Annotated in this window: 18 protein-coding genes, 1 pseudogene and 1 other annotated feature; all 19 genes and pseudogenes read right to left on the bottom strand. The window is 44.9% G+C overall.

Features of this window, described 5'->3' with window-relative positions; genetic code table 11:
• Positions 1–41: 41 nt before the first annotated feature.
• Positions 42–1,232 carry an elongation factor Tu gene (gene tuf / locus L0M14_RS30160; protein ID WP_235120084.1) on the bottom strand — a complete coding sequence of 397 codons (1,191 nt, stop codon included), beginning with the start codon at positions 1,230–1,232 and terminating at the stop codon, positions 42–44.
• A gap of 39 nt (positions 1,233–1,271) precedes the next feature.
• Positions 1,272–3,347, bottom strand: a complete 2,076-nt coding sequence (gene fusA / locus L0M14_RS30155) for an elongation factor G (RefSeq protein WP_235120083.1) — start codon at positions 3,345–3,347, stop codon at positions 1,272–1,274.
• 38 nt (positions 3,348–3,385) lie between these two features.
• The gene (gene rpsG / locus L0M14_RS30150; RefSeq protein ID WP_235120082.1) at positions 3,386–3,856 is read right to left on the bottom strand and encodes a 30S ribosomal protein S7; all 471 of its coding nucleotides are present in this window, start codon (positions 3,854–3,856) and stop codon (positions 3,386–3,388) included.
• A 47-nt stretch (positions 3,857–3,903) separates the two neighbouring features.
• Positions 3,904–4,323, bottom strand: a complete 420-nt coding sequence (gene rpsL, locus L0M14_RS30145; protein WP_235120081.1) for a 30S ribosomal protein S12 — start codon at positions 4,321–4,323, stop codon at positions 3,904–3,906.
• A gap of 141 nt (positions 4,324–4,464) precedes the next feature.
• Positions 4,465–4,716 carry a ribosomal L7Ae/L30e/S12e/Gadd45 family protein gene (locus L0M14_RS30140; RefSeq protein WP_235120080.1) on the bottom strand — a complete coding sequence of 84 codons (252 nt, stop codon included), beginning with the start codon at positions 4,714–4,716 and terminating at the stop codon, positions 4,465–4,467.
• Between the two features lie 175 nt (positions 4,717–4,891).
• Positions 4,892–8,512, bottom strand: a complete 3,621-nt coding sequence (rpoC, locus tag L0M14_RS30135) for a DNA-directed RNA polymerase subunit beta' (protein ID WP_311198807.1) — start codon at positions 8,510–8,512, stop codon at positions 4,892–4,894.
• Positions 8,513–8,583: 71 nt separating this feature from the next.
• Positions 8,584–12,120, bottom strand: coding sequence for a DNA-directed RNA polymerase subunit beta (gene rpoB / locus L0M14_RS30130; protein WP_235120078.1), 3,537 nt, complete (start codon positions 12,118–12,120; stop codon positions 8,584–8,586).
• Between the two features lie 363 nt (positions 12,121–12,483).
• A pseudogene (locus L0M14_RS30125) lies at positions 12,484–13,082 on the bottom strand (class I SAM-dependent methyltransferase).
• A 116-nt stretch (positions 13,083–13,198) separates the two neighbouring features.
• Positions 13,199–13,561, bottom strand: a complete 363-nt coding sequence (rplL, locus tag L0M14_RS30120; protein WP_235120077.1) for a 50S ribosomal protein L7/L12 — start codon at positions 13,559–13,561, stop codon at positions 13,199–13,201.
• 2 nt (positions 13,562–13,563) lie between these two features.
• On the bottom strand, positions 13,564–14,118 hold the full coding sequence (rplJ, locus tag L0M14_RS30115) for a 50S ribosomal protein L10 (RefSeq protein ID WP_235120076.1): 555 nt from the start codon (positions 14,116–14,118) through the stop codon (positions 13,564–13,566).
• A 63-nt stretch (positions 14,119–14,181) separates the two neighbouring features.
• Positions 14,182–14,336, bottom strand: a sequence feature (ribosomal protein L10 leader region).
• A gap of 53 nt (positions 14,337–14,389) precedes the next feature.
• Positions 14,390–15,082, bottom strand: coding sequence for a 50S ribosomal protein L1 (gene rplA, locus L0M14_RS30110; RefSeq protein WP_235120075.1), 693 nt, complete (start codon positions 15,080–15,082; stop codon positions 14,390–14,392).
• 109 nt (positions 15,083–15,191) lie between these two features.
• Entirely contained in the window at positions 15,192–15,617 is a 426-nt protein-coding gene (rplK, locus tag L0M14_RS30105; RefSeq protein ID WP_235120074.1) for a 50S ribosomal protein L11, read from the bottom strand.
• Between the two features lie 107 nt (positions 15,618–15,724).
• Positions 15,725–16,258: a transcription termination/antitermination protein NusG gene (nusG, locus tag L0M14_RS30100; RefSeq protein WP_235120070.1), complete on the bottom strand. Its 534-nt coding sequence runs from the start codon at positions 16,256–16,258 to the stop codon at positions 15,725–15,727.
• Between the two features lie 24 nt (positions 16,259–16,282).
• Complete coding sequence (gene secE, locus L0M14_RS30095) at positions 16,283–16,495, bottom strand: preprotein translocase subunit SecE (RefSeq protein WP_235120069.1); 213 nt, start codon at positions 16,493–16,495, stop codon at positions 16,283–16,285.
• Positions 16,496–16,514: 19 nt separating this feature from the next.
• Positions 16,515–16,664, bottom strand: a complete 150-nt coding sequence (rpmG, locus tag L0M14_RS30090; protein WP_235120068.1) for a 50S ribosomal protein L33 — start codon at positions 16,662–16,664, stop codon at positions 16,515–16,517.
• A 280-nt stretch (positions 16,665–16,944) separates the two neighbouring features.
• The gene (locus L0M14_RS30085; protein ID WP_235119064.1) at positions 16,945–17,838 is read right to left on the bottom strand and encodes an IS3 family transposase; all 894 of its coding nucleotides are present in this window, start codon (positions 17,836–17,838) and stop codon (positions 16,945–16,947) included.
• Positions 17,787–18,107: a helix-turn-helix domain-containing protein gene (locus tag L0M14_RS30080; protein WP_235119063.1), complete on the bottom strand. Its 321-nt coding sequence runs from the start codon at positions 18,105–18,107 to the stop codon at positions 17,787–17,789. The genes L0M14_RS30085 and L0M14_RS30080 overlap by 52 nt, the downstream gene beginning before the upstream one ends.
• 185 nt (positions 18,108–18,292) lie before the next feature.
• Positions 18,293–18,937: an RNA polymerase sporulation sigma factor SigH gene (sigH, locus tag L0M14_RS30075; protein WP_028557511.1), complete on the bottom strand. Its 645-nt coding sequence runs from the start codon at positions 18,935–18,937 to the stop codon at positions 18,293–18,295.
• A gap of 118 nt (positions 18,938–19,055) precedes the next feature.
• A complete protein-coding gene (locus L0M14_RS30070) occupies positions 19,056–19,568 on the bottom strand; it encodes an NYN domain-containing protein (protein WP_235120067.1) in 513 nt (170 codons plus the stop codon).
• Between the last annotated feature and the right edge of the window lie 2 nt (positions 19,569–19,570).

Here is a 19,570-nt window from a genome sequence, read left to right as displayed (position 1 = left end):
TGACCATATGGGCGATGAGTGTTTCTTCTATTAGAAAGGAATTACTTTTGGATTGTAGCAACCGCGCCCGCACCAACTGTACGTCCGCCTTCACGAATCGCGAAGCGAGTTCCTTCTTCGATTGCGATTGGGTTGATCAGTTGTACAGTAACAGTGATGTTATCACCAGGCATAACCATCTCAGTACCTTCTGGAAGGTTGATGATACCAGTTACATCAGTTGTACGGAAGTAGAATTGTGGACGGTAGCCTGTGAAGAAAGGCTTATGACGGCCACCCTCTTCTTTAGTCAGAACGTAGATTTGAGCAGAAAAGTCAGTGTGAGGTTTAACGGAACCCACTTTTGCAAGAACTTGTCCACGCTCGATATCTTTACGGTCTACACCACGAAGAAGAGCTCCGATGTTGTCGCCAGCTTGAGCGGAGTCAAGCAATTTGCGGAACATCTCTACGCCTGTTACGACGCATTTGCGAGTTTCTTCAGCGATACCAACGATTTCAACTTCGTCTTGTACTTTAACAGTACCACGCTCTACACGGCCTGTAGCAACTGTTCCACGACCAGTGATGGAGAATACATCCTCAACCGGCATAAGGAAAGGCTTGTCAGTGTCGCGTTCTGGAGTAGGGATATAAGTATCGATTTGCTCGAAGAGCTCAACGATTTTATCAGCCCAAGCGCCATCTGGATTTTGAAGAGCTTCACGAGCAGCACCGCGGATGATTGGAGTGTCATCGCCTGGGAACTCGTACTCGTTCAGAAGGTCACGAACTTCCATTTCAACCAGTTCAAGCAACTCTTCGTCTTCAACCATGTCACATTTGTTCAAGAATACTACGATGTAAGGTACGCCTACCTGACGGGACAACAGGATGTGCTCGCGAGTTTGTGGCATTGGGCCGTCAGCTGCGGATACAACCAGGATTGCTCCGTCCATTTGTGCAGCACCAGTGATCATGTTTTTAACATAGTCGGCGTGACCTGGGCAGTCAACGTGTGCGTAGTGACGGTTAGGAGTTTCGTACTCAACGTGAGCTGTGGAGATTGTGATACCGCGCTCGCGCTCTTCTGGAGCTTTATCGATTTGATCGAATGCTACTGCAGCTCCACCGTATCTTTTGGACAATACAGTTGTAATCGCAGCAGTCAAAGTTGTTTTACCATGGTCAACGTGACCGATAGTACCGATGTTAACATGCGGTTTGTTACGTTCAAATTTAGCCTTTGCCATTTTAAACGATTCCTCCTTAGAATAACTATTAGTTTATAATTAAGCGCCTTTGCCTTTTGCGATAATTTCTTCCGCAATGGACTTAGGTACTTCTTCATAGTGGGAGATTTCCATGGAGTAAACACCACGGCCTTGTGTTCTGGAACGAAGTGTTGTGGAGTATCCAAACATTTCGGACAAAGGCACTTTAGCGCGGATGATTTGTGCTCCGTGACGGTTATCCATACCTTCAATACGTCCACGACGGGAGTTAAGGTCGCCCATAACGTCGCCCATGTACTCTTCAGGCACAGTAACTTCCACTTTCATGATTGGTTCAAGAAGAACCGGTTTACACTTGTCTTTGGCAGCTTTAAGCGCCATGGATCCTGCGATTTTGAACGCCATTTCGTTGGAGTCAACATCGTGGTAGGAACCATCGACAACTGTTGCTTTGATATCTACGAGAGGGAATCCAGCAAGAACCCCGTTCTTCATAGATTCTTCGATACCCGCTTGAATCGGAGCGATGTATTCTCTTGGAATTGAACCACCCACGATTTTGCTTTCGAAAACAAAGCCTACGCCAGCTTCTTGAGGTTCGAACTCAACCCAACAATGACCGTATTGACCACGACCACCGGATTGGCGAACGAATTTACCTTCAACTTTAGCTGCTGCACGGAATGTTTCACGATAAGCAACTTGCGGTTTACCAACATTAGTTTCAACTTTAAACTCGCGAAGCATACGATCAACGAGGATTTCAAGGTGAAGTTCACCCATACCTGCGATGATTGTTTGACCTGTCTCTTCGTCTGTGTGAGCACGGAAAGTAGGATCCTCTTCGGCAAGCTTTTGTAGAGCGATACCCATTTTATCTTGGTCAGCCTTCGTTTTCGGTTCTACAGCAAGCTGAATAACCGGCTCAGGGAAGTTCATCGACTCAAGGATAACTGGGTTCTTCTCATCACAAAGCGTATCGCCAGTAGTTGTATCTTTCAATCCAACCGCTGCCGCGATATCACCGGAGTACACTTCACTAATTTCTTGACGGCTGTTCGCATGCATTTGCAGGATACGACCAACACGTTCGCGTTTGCCTTTTGTAGCATTAAGTACGTAGGAACCGGAGCTCAACACGCCAGAGTAAACGCGGAAGAATGTAAGACGACCAACGAATGGGTCTGTCATGATTTTGAATGCAAGTGCCGCAAAAGGCTGATCGTCTGCGGACTTACGAACCACTTCAGTACCATCGTCAAGTACACCTTTAATATCAGGTACATCAACCGGAGCAGGCAAGTAGTCAATTACTGCATCAAGCATTAATTGAACACCTTTGTTTCTGTAAGAGGAACCGGCGATTACTGGGAAGATTTTCACTTCACATACACCTTTGCGCAGAGCAGCTTTGATTTCAGCAATCGACAGCTCTTCACCTTCGAGATATTTCATTGTAAGCTCTTCATCAAGCTCAGCAACTTTCTCGACAAGTTCCAATCTCAGTTCTGCTACTTTGTCTTTGAACTCGGCTGGAACTTCAACTTTCTCGATGTCCTTACCAAGATCATCTTTGTACATATACGCAACTTCTTCAACCAAGTCGATGATGCCTTTGAACTCATTCTCAGCACCGATCGGAAGTTGAATAGCTACGGCATTTGCACCAAGTTTTTGACGCATGGAATCAACAACGCCCAAGAAGTCAGCGCCGATAATGTCCATTTTGTTTACGTACGCGATCCGAGGAACACCATAACGGTCAGCTTGTCTCCAAACTGTTTCGGACTGAGGCTCAACGCCTTCTTTCGCACTAAATACACCAACTGCTCCATCCAACACGCGAAGGGAACGTTCTACCTCAACAGTAAAGTCAACGTGTCCTGGGGTATCGATAATATTGATGCGGTGACCAGCCCACTGAGCAGTTGTAGCAGCGGAAGTAATCGTAATCCCGCGCTCTTGCTCTTGCTCCATCCAGTCCATCGTCGCTGCACCTTCGTGCACCTCTCCGATTTTATGAACTCGGCCTGTGTAGTACAGAATACGCTCTGTCGTAGTCGTTTTACCAGCATCAATATGAGCCATAATCCCGATATTACGCGTGTTTTTTAAGGAGAACTCTCTAGCCATAGGTCGGTATGTCTCCTTTCAATATATGAATCTGAATCCTACCAACGATAGTGAGCAAACGCTTTGTTTGCTTCAGCCATTTTGTGAGTATCTTCACGCTTCTTGACAGAAGAACCCGTGTTATTGCTTGCATCGATAATTTCGTTTGCTAATCTTTCTTCCATTGTCTTCTCACCGCGAAGACGGGAATAGTTAACCAACCAACGAAGTCCCAATGTCGTACGACGCTCTGGCTTTACTTCGATCGGCACTTGGTAGTTAGCTCCACCAACACGGCGTGCTTTTACTTCCAAAACCGGCATGATGTTCTTAATTGCTTGTTCGAACACTTCCATCGGCTCTTTACCTGTACGATCTTTCACGAGGTTAAAAGCGTTGTACAAAATGGACTGTGCCACCCCTCTTTTACCATCAATCATAATACGGTTGATGAGACGAGTAACAAGTTTGCTATTATAAATCGGATCTGGCAATACATCTCTGCGAGTAACTGGACCTTTACGAGGCATAGTTATCCCCCTTTCTTGTAGAAATCATCCCTATCATAGTAGAGATCTTATTTTTTAACTTTAGGACGCTTCGCTCCATATTTCGAACGAGCTTGTTTACGATTGTTAACACCAGCTGTATCAAGCGCACCACGTACGATGTGATAACGTACCCCCGGAAGGTCTTTTACCCTACCTCCACGAATCAATACCACGCTGTGCTCTTGCAGGTTATGACCGATACCTGGAATGTAAGCAGTCACCTCTACACGGTTAGTCAAGCGAACACGAGCGTATTTACGAAGTGCGGAGTTTGGTTTCTTAGGAGTCATTGTGCCTACACGAGTGCAAACACCACGTTTTTGAGGAGCACTCAAATCAGTAGACTCTCTTTTCAATGCGTTGAAACCTCTTTGCAAAGCTGGAGATTTAGATTTGTAAACCTTAGCTTCACGGCCTTTACGTACTAATTGGTTAATTGTTGGCATTTCGCCACCTCCTCCCTGAATGGTTCAAACTTTCTTTCCTTGCAAGCCCACAGATCCAGGCGAGTCGTAAATGAGCAAAGAGAAAGTTTTTGCCATGGATTCAAACCAAAACCTGAATCCTGAACAAAAACGTCTTCGGATCTATTCATTTACAACAGCTGCTACCGCAGCTCCAACATCAATTCCACACGCTTTCCCCAGTAGTTTCATCGAATCTACATAGGCAATCGGTATTTCCATCCTTTTACAGAGGGCCACCAGCTTTATCGTCAATCGCGGATCTGCATCTTTAGCAACAATGACTTCAACGGCTTTACCTTGCTCTACCATCTTAGTCGCTTTCTTCGTCCCTATGCTAATACTCTTGGCCTGTTTCACTTTATCATAAGACATAAAGTTCATCCTCCAAAGCCCAGGAAAGAATAGTAACTTAGGCACACTACGATATATTAGCATTTTGCCCATGCAGTGTCAAGATTTAACTCAGATGATCTACAAACAAAATTTATAACACGAGAGCGGGAACTACCGCTATGGAATAACGGCTTTCCCGCTCAACGTATCAACCTTATTCGACTGCTACCGTTTCTTTTTCCATATCTTCGTCATGAGCAACTACTTCATTAGGATCTGTAATGCGAATGTTACGGTAACGAGGCATACCAGTACCAGCTGGAATCAACTTACCAATGATAACATTCTCTTTCAATCCTAGCAGTTGATCGACTTTACCCTTAATTGCAGCATCAGTCAGGACACGAGTCGTCTCCTGGAAGGATGCAGCTGATAAGAAGGAATCAGTTTCAAGGGAAGCTTTAGTAATACCGAGCAGGATAGGCCTTGCAACTGCTGGTTCATTCCCAGCGAACAGAGCCACTTTGTTGGCCTCTTCATATTCATGAATATCCACAAAGGATCCTGGAAGTAGCGTAGTATCTCCTGCATCAACGATACGGATCTTACGAAGCATCTGACGCACCATAACTTCGATGTGCTTATCGTTAATTTCTACCCCTTGGTTACGATATACGCGCTGTACTTCTTGAAGAATGTAGTTCTGTACGCCGCGAATACCTTTAATGCGGAGCATTTCTTTAGGATCAATCGAACCATCCGTCAACTCGTCGCCAGCTTCAATTTGTTGGTTAACCGACACACGTACGCGTGAGCCGTATGGAACTGCGTACACTTTGGATTCAGCTTCACCTTGAACTTCGATTTCACGACGATCTTTCGCTTCACGGATATCTTTGACAATACCATCGATTTCGGAAATGATCGCTTGCCCTTTCGGGTTACGCGCTTCAAACAACTCCTGAATACGCGGCAAACCTTGCGTAATATCGTCTCCAGCAACGCCCCCGGTATGGAACGTACGCATGGTCAGCTGTGTTCCCGGCTCACCGATGGATTGTGCGGCGATAATACCAACAGCTTCCCCGATTTCTACGAATTGTCCAGTTGCCAAGTTACGACCATAGCATTTCTTACATACGCCATGTCTGGAACGGCAGCTTAGTACGGAACGAATTTGAAGCTTCTCAATACCTGCGTTAATAATTGCATCAGCGATATTAGCTTCAATAAGCTCATTTCGTTGAACGATAGTCTCTCCAGTTTGAGGATGACGGATCGTCTCAAAGGAATAACGCCCTTCAATACGGTCATACAGATCCTCGATAACTTCTTTACCATCTTGAATACGGCTTACAGTGAAGCCCTTATCCGTTCCGCAATCATCTTCACGGACAATAACGTCTTGAGCAACGTCAACGAGTCGGCGAGTCAAGTAACCGGAGTCTGCTGTACGAAGCGCCGTATCGGCAAGACCTTTACGGGCACCGTGCGTTGAAATAAAGTATTCCAGGATCGTTAAACCTTCACGGAAGTTCGATTTAATCGGCAACTCCATGATCTTACCTGATGGGTTCGCCATCAAACCACGCATACCGCCCAGCTGTGTAATCTGCGATTTGTTACCCCGTGCTTTGGACTCTACCATCATGTTAATGGAGTTGTATTTATCTAGAGACTTCATCAGGATATCTGTGATTTCGTCTTTCGCTTTACTCCAGATCGCAATAACCCGGTCATAACGCTCTTCATCGGTGATAAGACCGCGACGATATTGGCTTGTAACTACGCGGACTTTCTCTTCACATTCTTTAAGGATGCCCACTTTTTCAGATGGCACGACTACGTCTGCCACAGCAACAGTAATTCCCGCTTTTGTGGAGTACGTGAAGCCAAGCTCCTTAATTTTATCCAGAATGATGGAAGTTTGTGTAGTGTGGTACTTACGGAAGCACTCCGCAATAATGGAACCTAGGTATTCCTTACCCACAGCCTTATTCTCAGGACGTTCCAGCATGATAGCTCTCAGGTCCGCACCTTTTTCAAATACAAAGTGAGAATCTGGAATACCGTTCAGCAAGTTTGTCTTAGTAGGCTCGTTGATGTATGGGAAATCACTCGGATAAATTTCATTGAAAATGATTTTACCAATTGTTGTGATTAGCATTGCATTTTGCTGTTCTTCTGTAAAGCTCGTTTTGTTAAGTGCTCTTGCCGGAATTGCTACACGTGCGTGCAAAGCCGCTTTACCGGATTGGTAAGACGAAACAGCCTCATGCACGGTACGAATGATCGCCCCAGCGCCTTTGGCATACTTATTATCAGTAGTCAAATAGAAGCTTCCCAGAACCATATCCTGTGAAGGAGTGACAACTGGTTTACCGTCTTTCGGGTTCAAAATGTTACCGGACGCCAGCATCAGCACACGAGCTTCAGCTTGCGCTTCGGAAGATAACGGTACGTGAACGGCCATTTGGTCACCGTCGAAGTCAGCGTTGTACGCCGTACAGACGAGTGGATGCAGTTTAATGGCACGACCCTCAACGAGAATCGGTTCAAAAGCTTGAATACCGAGTCTATGCAATGTGGGGGCACGGTTCAGTAGAACCGGATGCTCTTTAATTACCTCTTCAAGAACGTCCCAAACATCTGGGCTTACGCGCTCAACTTTACGTTTCGCACTCTTGATATTATGAGCAAGACCTTTATTTACAAGCTCTTTCATAACGAAAGGTTTGAACAATTCAAGCGCCATTTCCTTCGGAAGACCGCATTGGTACATCTTCAGGTTTGGTCCTACGACGATAACGGAACGTCCGGAGTAGTCAACACGTTTACCGAGAAGGTTTTGACGGAAACGTCCTTGCTTACCTTTCAGCATATGACTGAGAGATTTAAGTGGACGGTTACCCGGTCCTGTTACAGGGCGGCCGCGGCGACCGTTGTCAATCAGCGCGTCAACGGCTTCTTGAAGCATACGCTTCTCGTTTTGCACGATAATGTCCGGAGCGCCTAGGTCAAGCAATCTCTTCAAACGGTTGTTACGGTTGATAACACGGCGGTACAAATCATTAAGGTCAGACGTTGCAAAACGTCCACCATCCAATTGAACCATCGGACGAAGCTCTGGAGGGATGACTGGAAGTACATCCAGCACCATCCACTCCGGCATATTTTTTGAATTACGGAAAGCTTCCATAACTTCAAGACGTTTAATTGCACGGTTACGACGCTGACCTTGAGCCGTCTTCAGCTCTTCTTTCAGCATTTCAACTTCACGATCGATATCGATGTCTTGAAGAAGCTTTTTCACAGCTTCGGCTCCCATACCAGCCTGGAAAGCATAACCATATTTTTCACGGTAGCTGCGGTATTCTTTCTCCGACAGCAGTTGCTTCTTTTCAAGCGGCGTGTCACCTGGATCTGTTACTACATAAGATGCGAAATAGATAATTTCCTCCAAGGATCTTGGAGACATATCCAACGCCAAGCCCATGCGGCTTGGAATACCTTTGAAATACCAAATATGGGAAACGGGAGCAGCTAGCTCAATATGGCCCATGCGCTCACGGCGAACTTTTTGACGGGTTACCTCAACGCCACATCGATCGCAAACAACGCCTTTGTAACGGACACGCTTGTATTTACCGCAGTGGCATTCCCAGTCCTTAGTTGGTCCGAAGATTTTTTCGCAGAAGAGACCTTCCTTCTCCGGCTTTAAGGTTCTGTAGTTAATTGTTTCCGGCTTCTTTACTTCCCCACGGGACCATGAGCGTATTTTTTCGGGCGATGCTAGACCGATTTTCATAAACTCGAAGTTGTTAACGTCCATCAAGGAGCAACCCTCCTTTAAGAATTTAAACCTTACTTTGCAGTGAATGATGCTGGATCTATTGTGCTAAACCGTTATTCGACTCCTAATTCGGTGCCTTCTAAATTCAGGTTTAATTTATCGCTAGTGACTTCATCATCATCGTCCATTTCCTTCATCTCGATCTCTTCTTCATTGCCCGACAGAATCTTAACATCCATACCTAAGCTTTGAAGCTCTTTGATCAAAACTTTGAACGACTCTGGAACACCTGGTTCAGGAACATTTTCGCCTTTGACGATGGATTCATATGTTTTCACACGACCAACCACGTCATCTGACTTAACTGTAAGGATTTCTTGAAGTGTATAGGCAGCACCGTATGCTTCAAGCGCCCAAACCTCCATCTCCCCGAAACGTTGTCCGCCGAATTGAGCTTTACCACCCAATGGCTGCTGTGTAACAAGAGAGTATGGGCCTGTAGAACGGGCATGGATTTTATCGTCAACCATGTGTGCTAGTTTGATCATATACATGACACCCACAGTTACTTCGCGTTCAAACGGCTCTCCTGTACGTCCATCGTACAAGATGGTTTTACCGTTACGCTGCATACCAGCTTCTTCCATGGTATCGAACACGTCATACTCACGCGCTCCGTCAAATACCGGCGTCGCCGCATGAATACCAAGTAGTTTGGAGGCAAAGCCCAAATGGACCTCCAGCACCTGACCGATGTTCATCCGCGATGGTACCCCCAGAGGGTTCAGTACAACTTCAACCGGTGTACCGTCCGGTAGGAACGGCATATCTTCCTCAGGCAGAATCCGCGCCACAACCCCTTTGTTACCGTGACGTCCCGCCATTTTATCCCCCTCGGATATTTTCCGTTTTTGGGCGATATAGACGCGAACGAGTTGATTAACACCAGGAGGCAGTTCATCACCGTTCTCACGTGTAAACACTTTAACATCTACGACGATACCGTCTGTACCGTGAGGTACGCGAAGTGACGTATCACGAACTTCACGAGCTTTTTCCCCGAAAATCGCATGCAGCAATCTTTCTTCGGCTGTCAGCTCCGTCACACCTTTCGGCGTTACTTTACCGACCAGAATATCTCCTGCGCCGATTTCTGCACCGACCCGAATGATTCCGCGTTCATCAAGATTTTTTAGAGCATCTTCCCCGACGTTCGGAATATCGCGAGTGATTTCTTCAGGACCCAGCTTCGTATCACGGGCTTCAGACTCATATTCCTCAATATGAATAGATGTATACACATCTTCTTTAACAAGCTTTTGGCTTAGCAAGATCGCATCCTCATAGTTGTAACCTTCCCAAGTCATGAAGGCAACGACTACGTTACGTCCAAGCGCCAATTCGCCTTGCTCTGTGGAAGGGCCATCTGCAAGGATGTCTCCCACCTTGACGATTTGACCTTTTTTCACAATTGGACGTTGGTTGATACAAGTACCTTGGTTTGAACGCATGAATTTATGAAGCTTATATTTCACGATATTGCCGCTGACTAACTTACCATCCACCATTTCTTGACGGCGAAGCCAAATTTCATTCGCAGCAGCCTTTTCAATAATTCCATCAAATTTGGACACAATACATACTCCCGAGTCCTTGGCAACCTTATGCTCCATACCAGTACCAACCAGAGGAGCTTTCGGAATCAGAAGAGGAACGGCTTGACGCTGCATGTTCGATCCCATGAGGGCACGGTTGGAGTCGTCATTTTCTAAGAACGGGATCAAAGCTGTTGCAACAGAAACTACTTGTTTTGGCGAAACGTCCATGTAGTCGACACGCTCAACTGGAAGAGTCAAGTTATCGTCTTTATAACGAACGATAATTGATTCTTCTACGAACTTGCCATCCTCTGTCAATTCAGCGTTCGCCTGAGCGATAACATAGTTATCCTCTTCATCCGCAGTCATGTAAACGATTTGTTCTGTTACTGTACTTGACTTGGGATCTACCCAACGATACGGTGCTTCAATAAACCCATATTCGTTAATGCGGGCAAATGTAGACAAGGAGTTGATCAAACCAATGTTCGGTCCCTCCGGAGTCTCAATTGGACACATACGACCATAGTGGGAGTGATGCACGTCTCGAACTTCCATCCCCGCGCGTTCTCTCGTCAAACCGCCGGGTCCCAGCGCAGACAAACGTCGCTTATGCGTAAGCTCTGCAAGAGGGTTCGTTTGGTCCATAAATTGAGAAAGCTGGGAGCTTCCGAAAAACTCTTTAATCGACGCGATAACCGGACGAATATTGATCAAGGCTTGCGGTGTAATGACATTCGCATCCTGAATCGACATCCGTTCACGAACAACACGTTCCATACGGGACAGACCGATACGGAATTGGTTTTGCAGCAACTCGCCAACAGAACGAAGACGACGGTTACCCAAGTGATCGATATCATCCGTATTGCCGATACCGTGCAATAAGTTAATGAAGTAGTTAATAGATGAAATAATATCGGCAGGTGTAATATTCTTAACAGCCTTATCAATCTGACCGTTAGAAATAACTTTTACAATCTTGCCGTCTTCAATTGGTGAGTATACGTTGATGCACTGAACAGGAATGTTATCCTCTTCTGTCACACCATTAGGAATAGAAAACTCTTTATTACCCACACCATTTTCAATATGAGGAAGAATTTCATCCAACGTACGGCGATCCAGCAATTGTCCTGCTTCACAAATGATTTCGCCTGTTTCAGGATCCACCAATGTTTCAGCCAGACGCTGATTAAACAATCTATTCTTAATATGAAGCTTTTTATTGATTTTGTAACGACCTACGTTCGCAAGGTCATAGCGCTTCGGATCAAAGAATCGCGCCACGAGCAAGCTTCTAGCGTTATCCAAAGTAGGTGGTTCACCCGGACGAAGTCGCTCATAAATCTCAATCAATGCTTTTTCCGTGGAATCCGTGTTATCTTTGTCGAGCGTATTGCGAATATATTCATCGTCGCCCAAAAGATCCATGATTTCAGCATCTGTACCAAAACCTAAAGCTCTCAGAAGAACCGTCACCGGAATCTTACGAGTACGGTCGATACGAACGTAAATGATATCCTTCGCATCTGTTTCTAGCTCTAGCCATGCTCCACGATTCGGAATAACCGTTGCTGTGTAAGTTTTTTTGCCGTTTTTATCCACTTTCGTGCTATAATAGACACTGGGAGAACGAACGAGCTGGGAGACGATAACACGCTCCGCGCCATTGATAATAAAAGTTCCCGTTTCGGTCATAATAGGGAAATCCCCCATGAACACTTCTTGCTCTTTGACCTCTCCGGTTTCCTTGTTAATCAAACGGACTTTAACCCGCAGCGGCGCCGCATAAGTCACGTCACGTTCTTTGGATTCATCGACTGAATACTTAGGCTCTCCTAAGCTATAATCGATAAATTCTAGCACCAGGTTCCCTGTGAAATCCTGAATAGGGGAGATATCCTGAAACATCTCTCTAAGTCCCTCTTCCAAAAACCACTCATACGATTTTTGCTGGATTTCGATCAGGTTCGGAATGCCCAGCACCTCATTAATCCGTGCATAAGTCCTGCGTTTACGTCGTCCAAATTGAACAAGATGTCCCGCCAACTTTCATTCACCCCTCAAGTCTACTCAATAAATAAAAAGAAAGAAGAAAACCTTCTACCGACGTACACTCAGGACGTCTCCAATCTGGAGCCCGTCCGAATTAAGCGACTGTATGGATGGAGGTTTTTCTCTGTTGTTCATAAAGACTTTTCCACATATTTCTTCTCATCCTGTTAGAGTTGCCTAAAATTCCAACAATATACGTTATAGATTAAAATTTTATTCATAACTGGAAGAAAAAATACTTGACATTTTTGTTAACTAAAGACATGTGTCCCATCTTAATACTGACATTTCTTTATAATACCACATCAGATTTGTCAAGTCAAACAAATTCCCACGATTTGACGACGATAATAGGAATTAAAGCTTTATCGCCTTAAGAATTCGATATCCTTTATCCTTAGAGACCTCAGTCACTTCTGCATAGATGGATTCCAGCTTAGCCATTGCAGAGGGAGCCCCTTGCTTTTTTTGAATAACCACCCAAAGTGCCCCCCTGGATCCAAGCATTCATATGCTTCCATAAAAATTCGATGCACTACTTCTTTTCCAGCTCGAATTGGAGGATTCGTCAATATAACAGTAAACCGACCGTGTTTGACTTTTTCCAACAAATCACTCTGCACAATTGTCACATTGCGAATATCGTTAGCAGCCGCATTTTGCTTTGCTAATTCAATAGCTCTTTCATTGATATCCACCATAACGACATGCCCCTCAGGGCACAAGCTTGCCGCTGTTAATCCGATCGGTCCATACCCACATCCAACATCAAGTACTCTATCGTTGGTTTGAATGTCCATCATCTCAATGAGATGCTTACTTCCGTAATCGACACTATTCTTCGAAAAAACACCCGCATCCGTTTGAAACGTAAAGGTCCTCCCGCGCAGGGTTTCACGAATGGTTTGAACGTCATGCCGTGTGGAAGGCTGTTTGGTATAATAATGCTCCGACATGTTTGACCCCCTCCTTTTTTCACCAAAAGGAAAACCACTCAAGCCATTTGACCGGCTTTCCTTTTACCAAAAAAACCTCTTGAAGTCTAACTTCAAGAGGTTGGTTTGTCGATCAATTACTTCACTTCTACAGTAGCGCCAGCTTCTGTAAGTTTTGCTTTGACAGCTTCTGCTTCTTCTTGACCAACTTTTTCTTTGATTGGTTTAGGAGCGCCGTCTACCAGGTCTTTTGCTTCTTTCAAACCTAGACCAGTGATTTCACGAACAACTTTAATTACGTTGATTTTGGATGCACCAGCGTTAGTCAAGATTACGTCAAACTCAGTTTGAGCTTCTTCAACTGCTGCTGCTCCGCCTGCTACTACAGCTACTGGAGCTGCTGCAGTTACGCCAAATTCTTCTTCGATTGCTTTAACCAGATCGTTCAGTTCCAAAATAGTCATGCCTTTGATGGCTTCCAAGATTTGTGCGTTACTCATGGTTAAACCTCCATTATCATCATTAAATTTAGTGGTTGTAAAACTTGATTAAGCTTGACCTTCAGCTTCTTTTTCTCTGCAACTGCTTTAACAGCAAGAGCAAAGTTGCGAACAGGAGCTTGAAGAACGCTAAGCAACATGGAGAGCAAACCTTCTTTGGAAGGCAGGTCCGCAAGAGCTTTAATTTGATCGTAACCAACGACGCGACCTTCTACAACGCCAGCTTTTACGTTCAATTTATCATTCTTCTTAGCGAATTCAGTCAAGATTTTAGCAGGAGTGACTACATCGTCTTTGCTGAAAGCAATGGCAGTAGGTCCAGTAAGGAACTCATCCAATTCGCTCAGCTCAGCGTTTGCAGTAGCACGACGTGCTAATGTATTCTTGAGAACCGTAAATTCGATTCCAGCTTCACGCAGGGATTTACGCAACTGAGTTACTTGAGCTACGTTCAAACCGCGGTAATCTGTTACGATTGTGCAGGAGCTAGCTTTCAGCTTCTCGGTTACGTCAGCGACAGCTTGTTCTTTCTCTGCAAGAATTTTCGCGTTTGCCATAGTACACCTCACTTCTTAAGCATTTGTATCTTACGCTTCCGCAAACAGCAGGCCATCATTTCTTATTAAAACAAGAAATGCCTTCGTAGAATCTACGAAGGCATGATGTGATCGCTATTCTCTGATGTACAAAGAAATCGTTCGATTTATCATAACACCTCGGTAGGAAATTAAGCCCTATGGGCACCTACTGTCTACGGTTTACTATTCACTTTTAAGACCTTAGATAGATTATCACGGTCAGCGACAGAAGTCAACTGACAGCTTTTTCTTATCTGAAGGATTGCACATTTACACGTACACTTGGTCCCATAGTGGAGGAAATTGCGATGTTTTTCAGGTATACACCTTTAGCAGCCGCAGGTTTCGCTCTTACAAGGGCATCAACCAATGCCTTAAAGTTTTCAGCCAACTTATCAGCATCGAAGGATACTTTACCGAGCGGAGCGTGAATTTGTCCTTGTTTGTCAAGGCGGTATTCGATTTTACCAGCTTTAATCTCCTGAACAGCTTTCGATACGTCGAAAGTAACTGTACCCGCTTTCGGGTTCGGCATCAAACCTTTACCCCCGAGGATACGACCCAGTTTACCAACTTCGCTCATCATATCTGGAGTAGCTACGCAAACATCAAATTCAAACCAACCTTGTTGGATTTTATTGATCATGTCTTGGTCGCCGACAAAATCCGCGCCAGCTGCTTCTGCTTCTTTCGCCTTTTCGCCTTTTGCAAAAACGAGAACACGCTTTGTTTTACCAGTTCCGTGCGGCAGTACAACGACGCCACGAACGGCTTGGTCTTGTTTCCTTGGGTCTACACCCAGGCGAACTGCGATATCAACAGTTTCATCAAATTTAGCAGGAGCTGTCTTTTTTACAAGCTCAATCGCTTCTGCCGGTTCGTATGCAGCCTCAGCATTAATCAACTGAGCTACTTCGCGGTATTTTTTACCGTGTTTTGGCATTTTAAATCCTCCCTAGTGGTATTAGCGGATAATCCTCCCACCGAGCATTCCGTACAAATCCACAAGTGAATAAGACGGAACACATTAGAACACACATTCCTTAATGGAATTAGTCTTCGATGACGATACCCATGCTGCGAGCAGTACCTTCGACCATGCGCATTGCAGCCTCTACGGATGCAGCGTTAAGGTCTGGCATTTTTTGCTCAGCGATTTCGCGAACTTTCGCACGCTTTACAGTTGCAACTTTCTTTTTGTTTGGTTCACCGGATCCTTTTTCGATACCAGCAACTACGCGAAGAAGAACTGCAGCCGGAGGCGTTTTTGTGATAAATGTAAAGGAACGATCTTCGAATACTGTGATTTCAACTGGAATGATCAAACCAGCTTGATCAGCAGTACGAGCGTTAAACTCTTTACAGAAAGCCATGATGTTCACACCTGCTTGACCAAGAGCCGGACCGATTGGCGGAGCCGGATTAGCTTTACCAGCTGGAACTTGAAGCTTTACCATTTTAATAACCTTTTTTGCCATGTTGACACCTCCTTGCACTTAGTGTGGTTAGACGGGCAAAATACCCTCCCACTAACGAAGGTCTATCCCGAGGAATAGACCTGGTAGAAACCCTAGGTTGTCTCGTTTTATAGCTTCTCCACTTGGTTGAAATCCAACTCAAGAGGGGTTTCTCTACCAAACATATTGACGTGAACCTTGAGCTTGCCTTTGTCCGCAACAATTTCTTCAACCGAGCCAACAAAATTTGCAAAAGGCCCCACCTTGACGCGCACGGTTTCTTTCAGTTCGAAGTCGATCTTCGGCTTCGGTTCTTCCATGCCCATGTGCTTCAGGATGGCTTCCACTTCCTCAGGAAGCAGAGCAGTCGGTTTAGAGCCGGATCCCGTAGAACCTACGAACCCAGTAACTCCAGGCGTATTGCGAACAACATACCAGGAATCATCCGTTTGAATCATTTCAACAAGCACATATCCCGGGTAAACTTTACGCATGACGGTTTTCTTTTTCCCGTCTTTGTTCACCAGTTCCTCTTCCATCGGCACAAGCACGCGGAAGATCTTGTCCTGCATTTCCATGGATTCAACGCGTTTCTCTAGATTGGCTTTCACTTTGTTCTCATACCCGGAATAGGTATGTACGACGTACCATCTTTTTTCCATGTTTGAATTCACCTATAGTCCTGTTTATTTAAAAACAAGGCGCAGCAGCTCAGTGATTCCAAGATCGATCACAAAAAAATAAATGGCAACAAAAGCTACCGTACCAAGTACGACAAGCGTATAGGTAGTCATTTCTTTGCGGCTTGGCCACTTGACTTTCTTGAGTTCTGACCAACTATCGGTGAAGAAGGAAAAGGTGGATCCGAAGCTTTGTTTCATTCTAGCCAAGAACGCCACAAACTACACCTCCAAGGAACTACCTAGTCTCGCGATGAGCAGTATGTCCATTGCAGAATCTGCAATATTTCTTCAACTCAATACGGTCGGGATTGTTGCGCTTATTTTTAGTGGATGCATAGTTTCTTTGTTTGCAATTTGTGCACGCTAATGTGATGATAACCCGCATGATGTACACCTCCTACAGACACTTTCTGAGTACAGCCCTTTTTGCGCATCAGAAAGAAAGCGACATTTAGGGCTACCTGAAATACTTTATCACAACCTGTAATAACGTGTCAAGGAAGAAGTCTCGCGAGCTCTACTCTTTCTGCCTATTTTACGGGCGTGAAGTATCAACCAGTATCGACTGCCTTCCGTTAAATTAAACCTGTACTACTATCATATGAGATAAACGGCTTACTCCGTCCTTTGGTCAAGACCCCATTTAGTAGACATTGAAAAAAGCCCTAGGCAACAAGCTGGCGCCGGTACTCAACCGGAGTCAGCTTGTTTAGTTTTTTCTGTGCTCTTTCCTCGTTATAAAATCGAATAAATTCCTCAATTCGCCTTTGTACTTCCTCGATACTTCGGATATCATAGGGATAGAGAGCTTCCACTTTCAAATGAGAGAAGAAACTTTCCATAGAGGCATTATCATAACAATTGCCTCGGCGGGACATGCTGATTCGGGCGCCAACCTTTGGCAGCATGTCGTGGTAAGCATGAGACGTGTACTGGCTTCCTTGATCGCTGTGAACGATCAATCCAGACACGTCTTTATGCGCTTTAAATGCTTTTCTAAACGTATCTAATACAAGCGGATTGTCGTTACGGTTACTGATGTGATAAGCCACAATTTCGCCGTTCCAGAGATCCTTTATGGCCGATAAGTAGACCCGATCATCGAACACACGATATTGCGTAACATCTGTAACCCACTTTTGATTTGGACCGTCGGCATGGAAGTTCCGCTTTAGCAAGTTCTCGGCCACTCTCCCGTCGGATATAGCTGCTTCATGACTCGTTTGATACTTATATTTGCGGCGGATAATTGACTTGATGCCAAGTTCTTGCATAAGGCGCAAAACCTTCTTATGATTGACGATAAGGTTATGCTGACGATACAACTCATCTTGAATACGGCGGTACCCTAGAATCTTCTTACGCTGCTCGTAGATCGCCAAGATTTTGAGCTTTAGTTCTCCATCAGGATCTGTTGTCCTACGCTTTACATAGGCGTAGTAACCACTTCTGCTTACTCCCAAATAAGAACATAACTCTTTCACGCTTTGCTGCTCCTTCAACTCATCTATGACGTAGTATTTATCTTGTGCACCTCCCGACTCAAGATTTGTAACCACTTTTTTAGCACATCTACCTCTAATTGCAACTGTCGAATTAGTCGCTCTTGCTCTGTCTCTGCTCGAAAGGGGCCTCCACGCTTGTCCTTAAAACTTTCTTCGCCGCACTCACGGTATTTACTCATCCACTTCTTGACCCGTCCCTTATCATATATCCCCAAATGTTCTGTGATTTCTCGGTAGCTCCAACCCTCCACCTCATGTAAACGAATAGCCTCTGTCTTGATGGATTCTGGATAATGTCTAAACGTTTGTCCTTTGATCGCCATAGAAATGCCCCCCTAATAATTCATCGGTTTACCCAGGGGGTTTTTCCAATGTCTATTATAAGGGGGGCACTCAACTTTAATGACGAGTACGTTTATAAAAAATATAAGCCGAATTATTAAGTGAAACTTATAAATTCTTATATTTTAAAAGAAAACACCTTTGCGCCTGAGCTGCAAAAGTGTTTTTATAGGTCTCTAACTTCCAAATAGCGTTCAAGCTTTCGTTTGACCCGTTGTAGGGCGTTATCTATAGATTTGACATGGCGGTCAAGATCAACAGCAATCTCTTGATAGGAGCGTCCATCCAAATAAAGCATGAGCACTCTCCGCTCCAAGTCGCTCAGTATTTCTCCCATTTTATCTTCGAGACCTGTAAACTCTTCTTGATTGATTACGAGTTCCTCCGGGTCGGTAACCCTGGAACCGCTTATAACGTCAAGCAGTGTACGATCAGAATCCTCATCATAAATAGGCTTGTCCAATGAAACGTAGGAATTCAATGGAATATGCTTTTGGCGAGTCGCTGTCTTGATAGCCGTGATGATCTGCCTAGTAATGCATAGTTCGGCAAAGGCTTTAAAAGACGCGAGCTTATCGCCGCGGAAGTCTCGAATAGATTTATATAAACCTATCATTCCTTCCTGCACGATATCCTCTCGATCAGCACCTATCAAAAAATAGGAGCGCGCCTTGGCACGCACAAAATTCTTATATTTATTGATCAGGTATTCCAATGCTTCGCTACTGCCTTCACGGACTGCTTCGACTATGTCTTCATCTGGCTTGAGGTCATAATCATACATTCTCAACTCTTTGAGGTCGACACTCACCAACAATCCCTCCGGCCTGCAGGACTACCTAGATTTCTTCTTTAAGGATAGGTTAAGTATACATGAATAAAACTCACATCGTCAACGGGGAACCCCGTCATTTCTAGCATTTGGAGGATTATTGGCCCCTGCGCCAACGCTCAAAAATATCCCTGACATCCCCTTTGATTTTGTCGTCAAACGGGTTTTTTTTCGATGACTTTTCAGGTTGAATTCGTGCTCTGACCTCTTTGCGGCTCTGATTGATTTTAACCCAAAGCTCCCCTGCCGGAAGCCTAAGGGCTCCTTTGCCGAAAATAACGTGCTGCTCAATCATGTCCGAGGTGGCTACATGGATTTGTTTGCGCCTGCCCATCAAGTTCGTAACCAATCTTTCTATTAATTCGTCCGCCGTCTCTTTTTCTTTGGTATATAAAACACTAAGCTTGCTTTGAACATACTTTTTCCCAAGCCCAGGCACCATGTAAGCATCAAAGACAAGATATACTTTCATTCCCGAGAAAGACTGGTATTCTGAAAGCATGTGGATCAGCTTGTCTCTCGCGCCTTCCAGATCCGTATCCTTAAGCTTGCTAAGCTCCGGCCAGGCTCCAATAATATTATAGCCGTCGACGATTAAAAACTCTTCCATAC

The organism is Paenibacillus hexagrammi (genome assembly GCF_021513275.1).
Taxonomy (GTDB): domain Bacteria; phylum Bacillota; class Bacilli; order Paenibacillales; family NBRC-103111; genus Paenibacillus_E; species Paenibacillus_E hexagrammi.
This window is presented reverse-complemented; position numbering and strand designations above follow the sequence as displayed.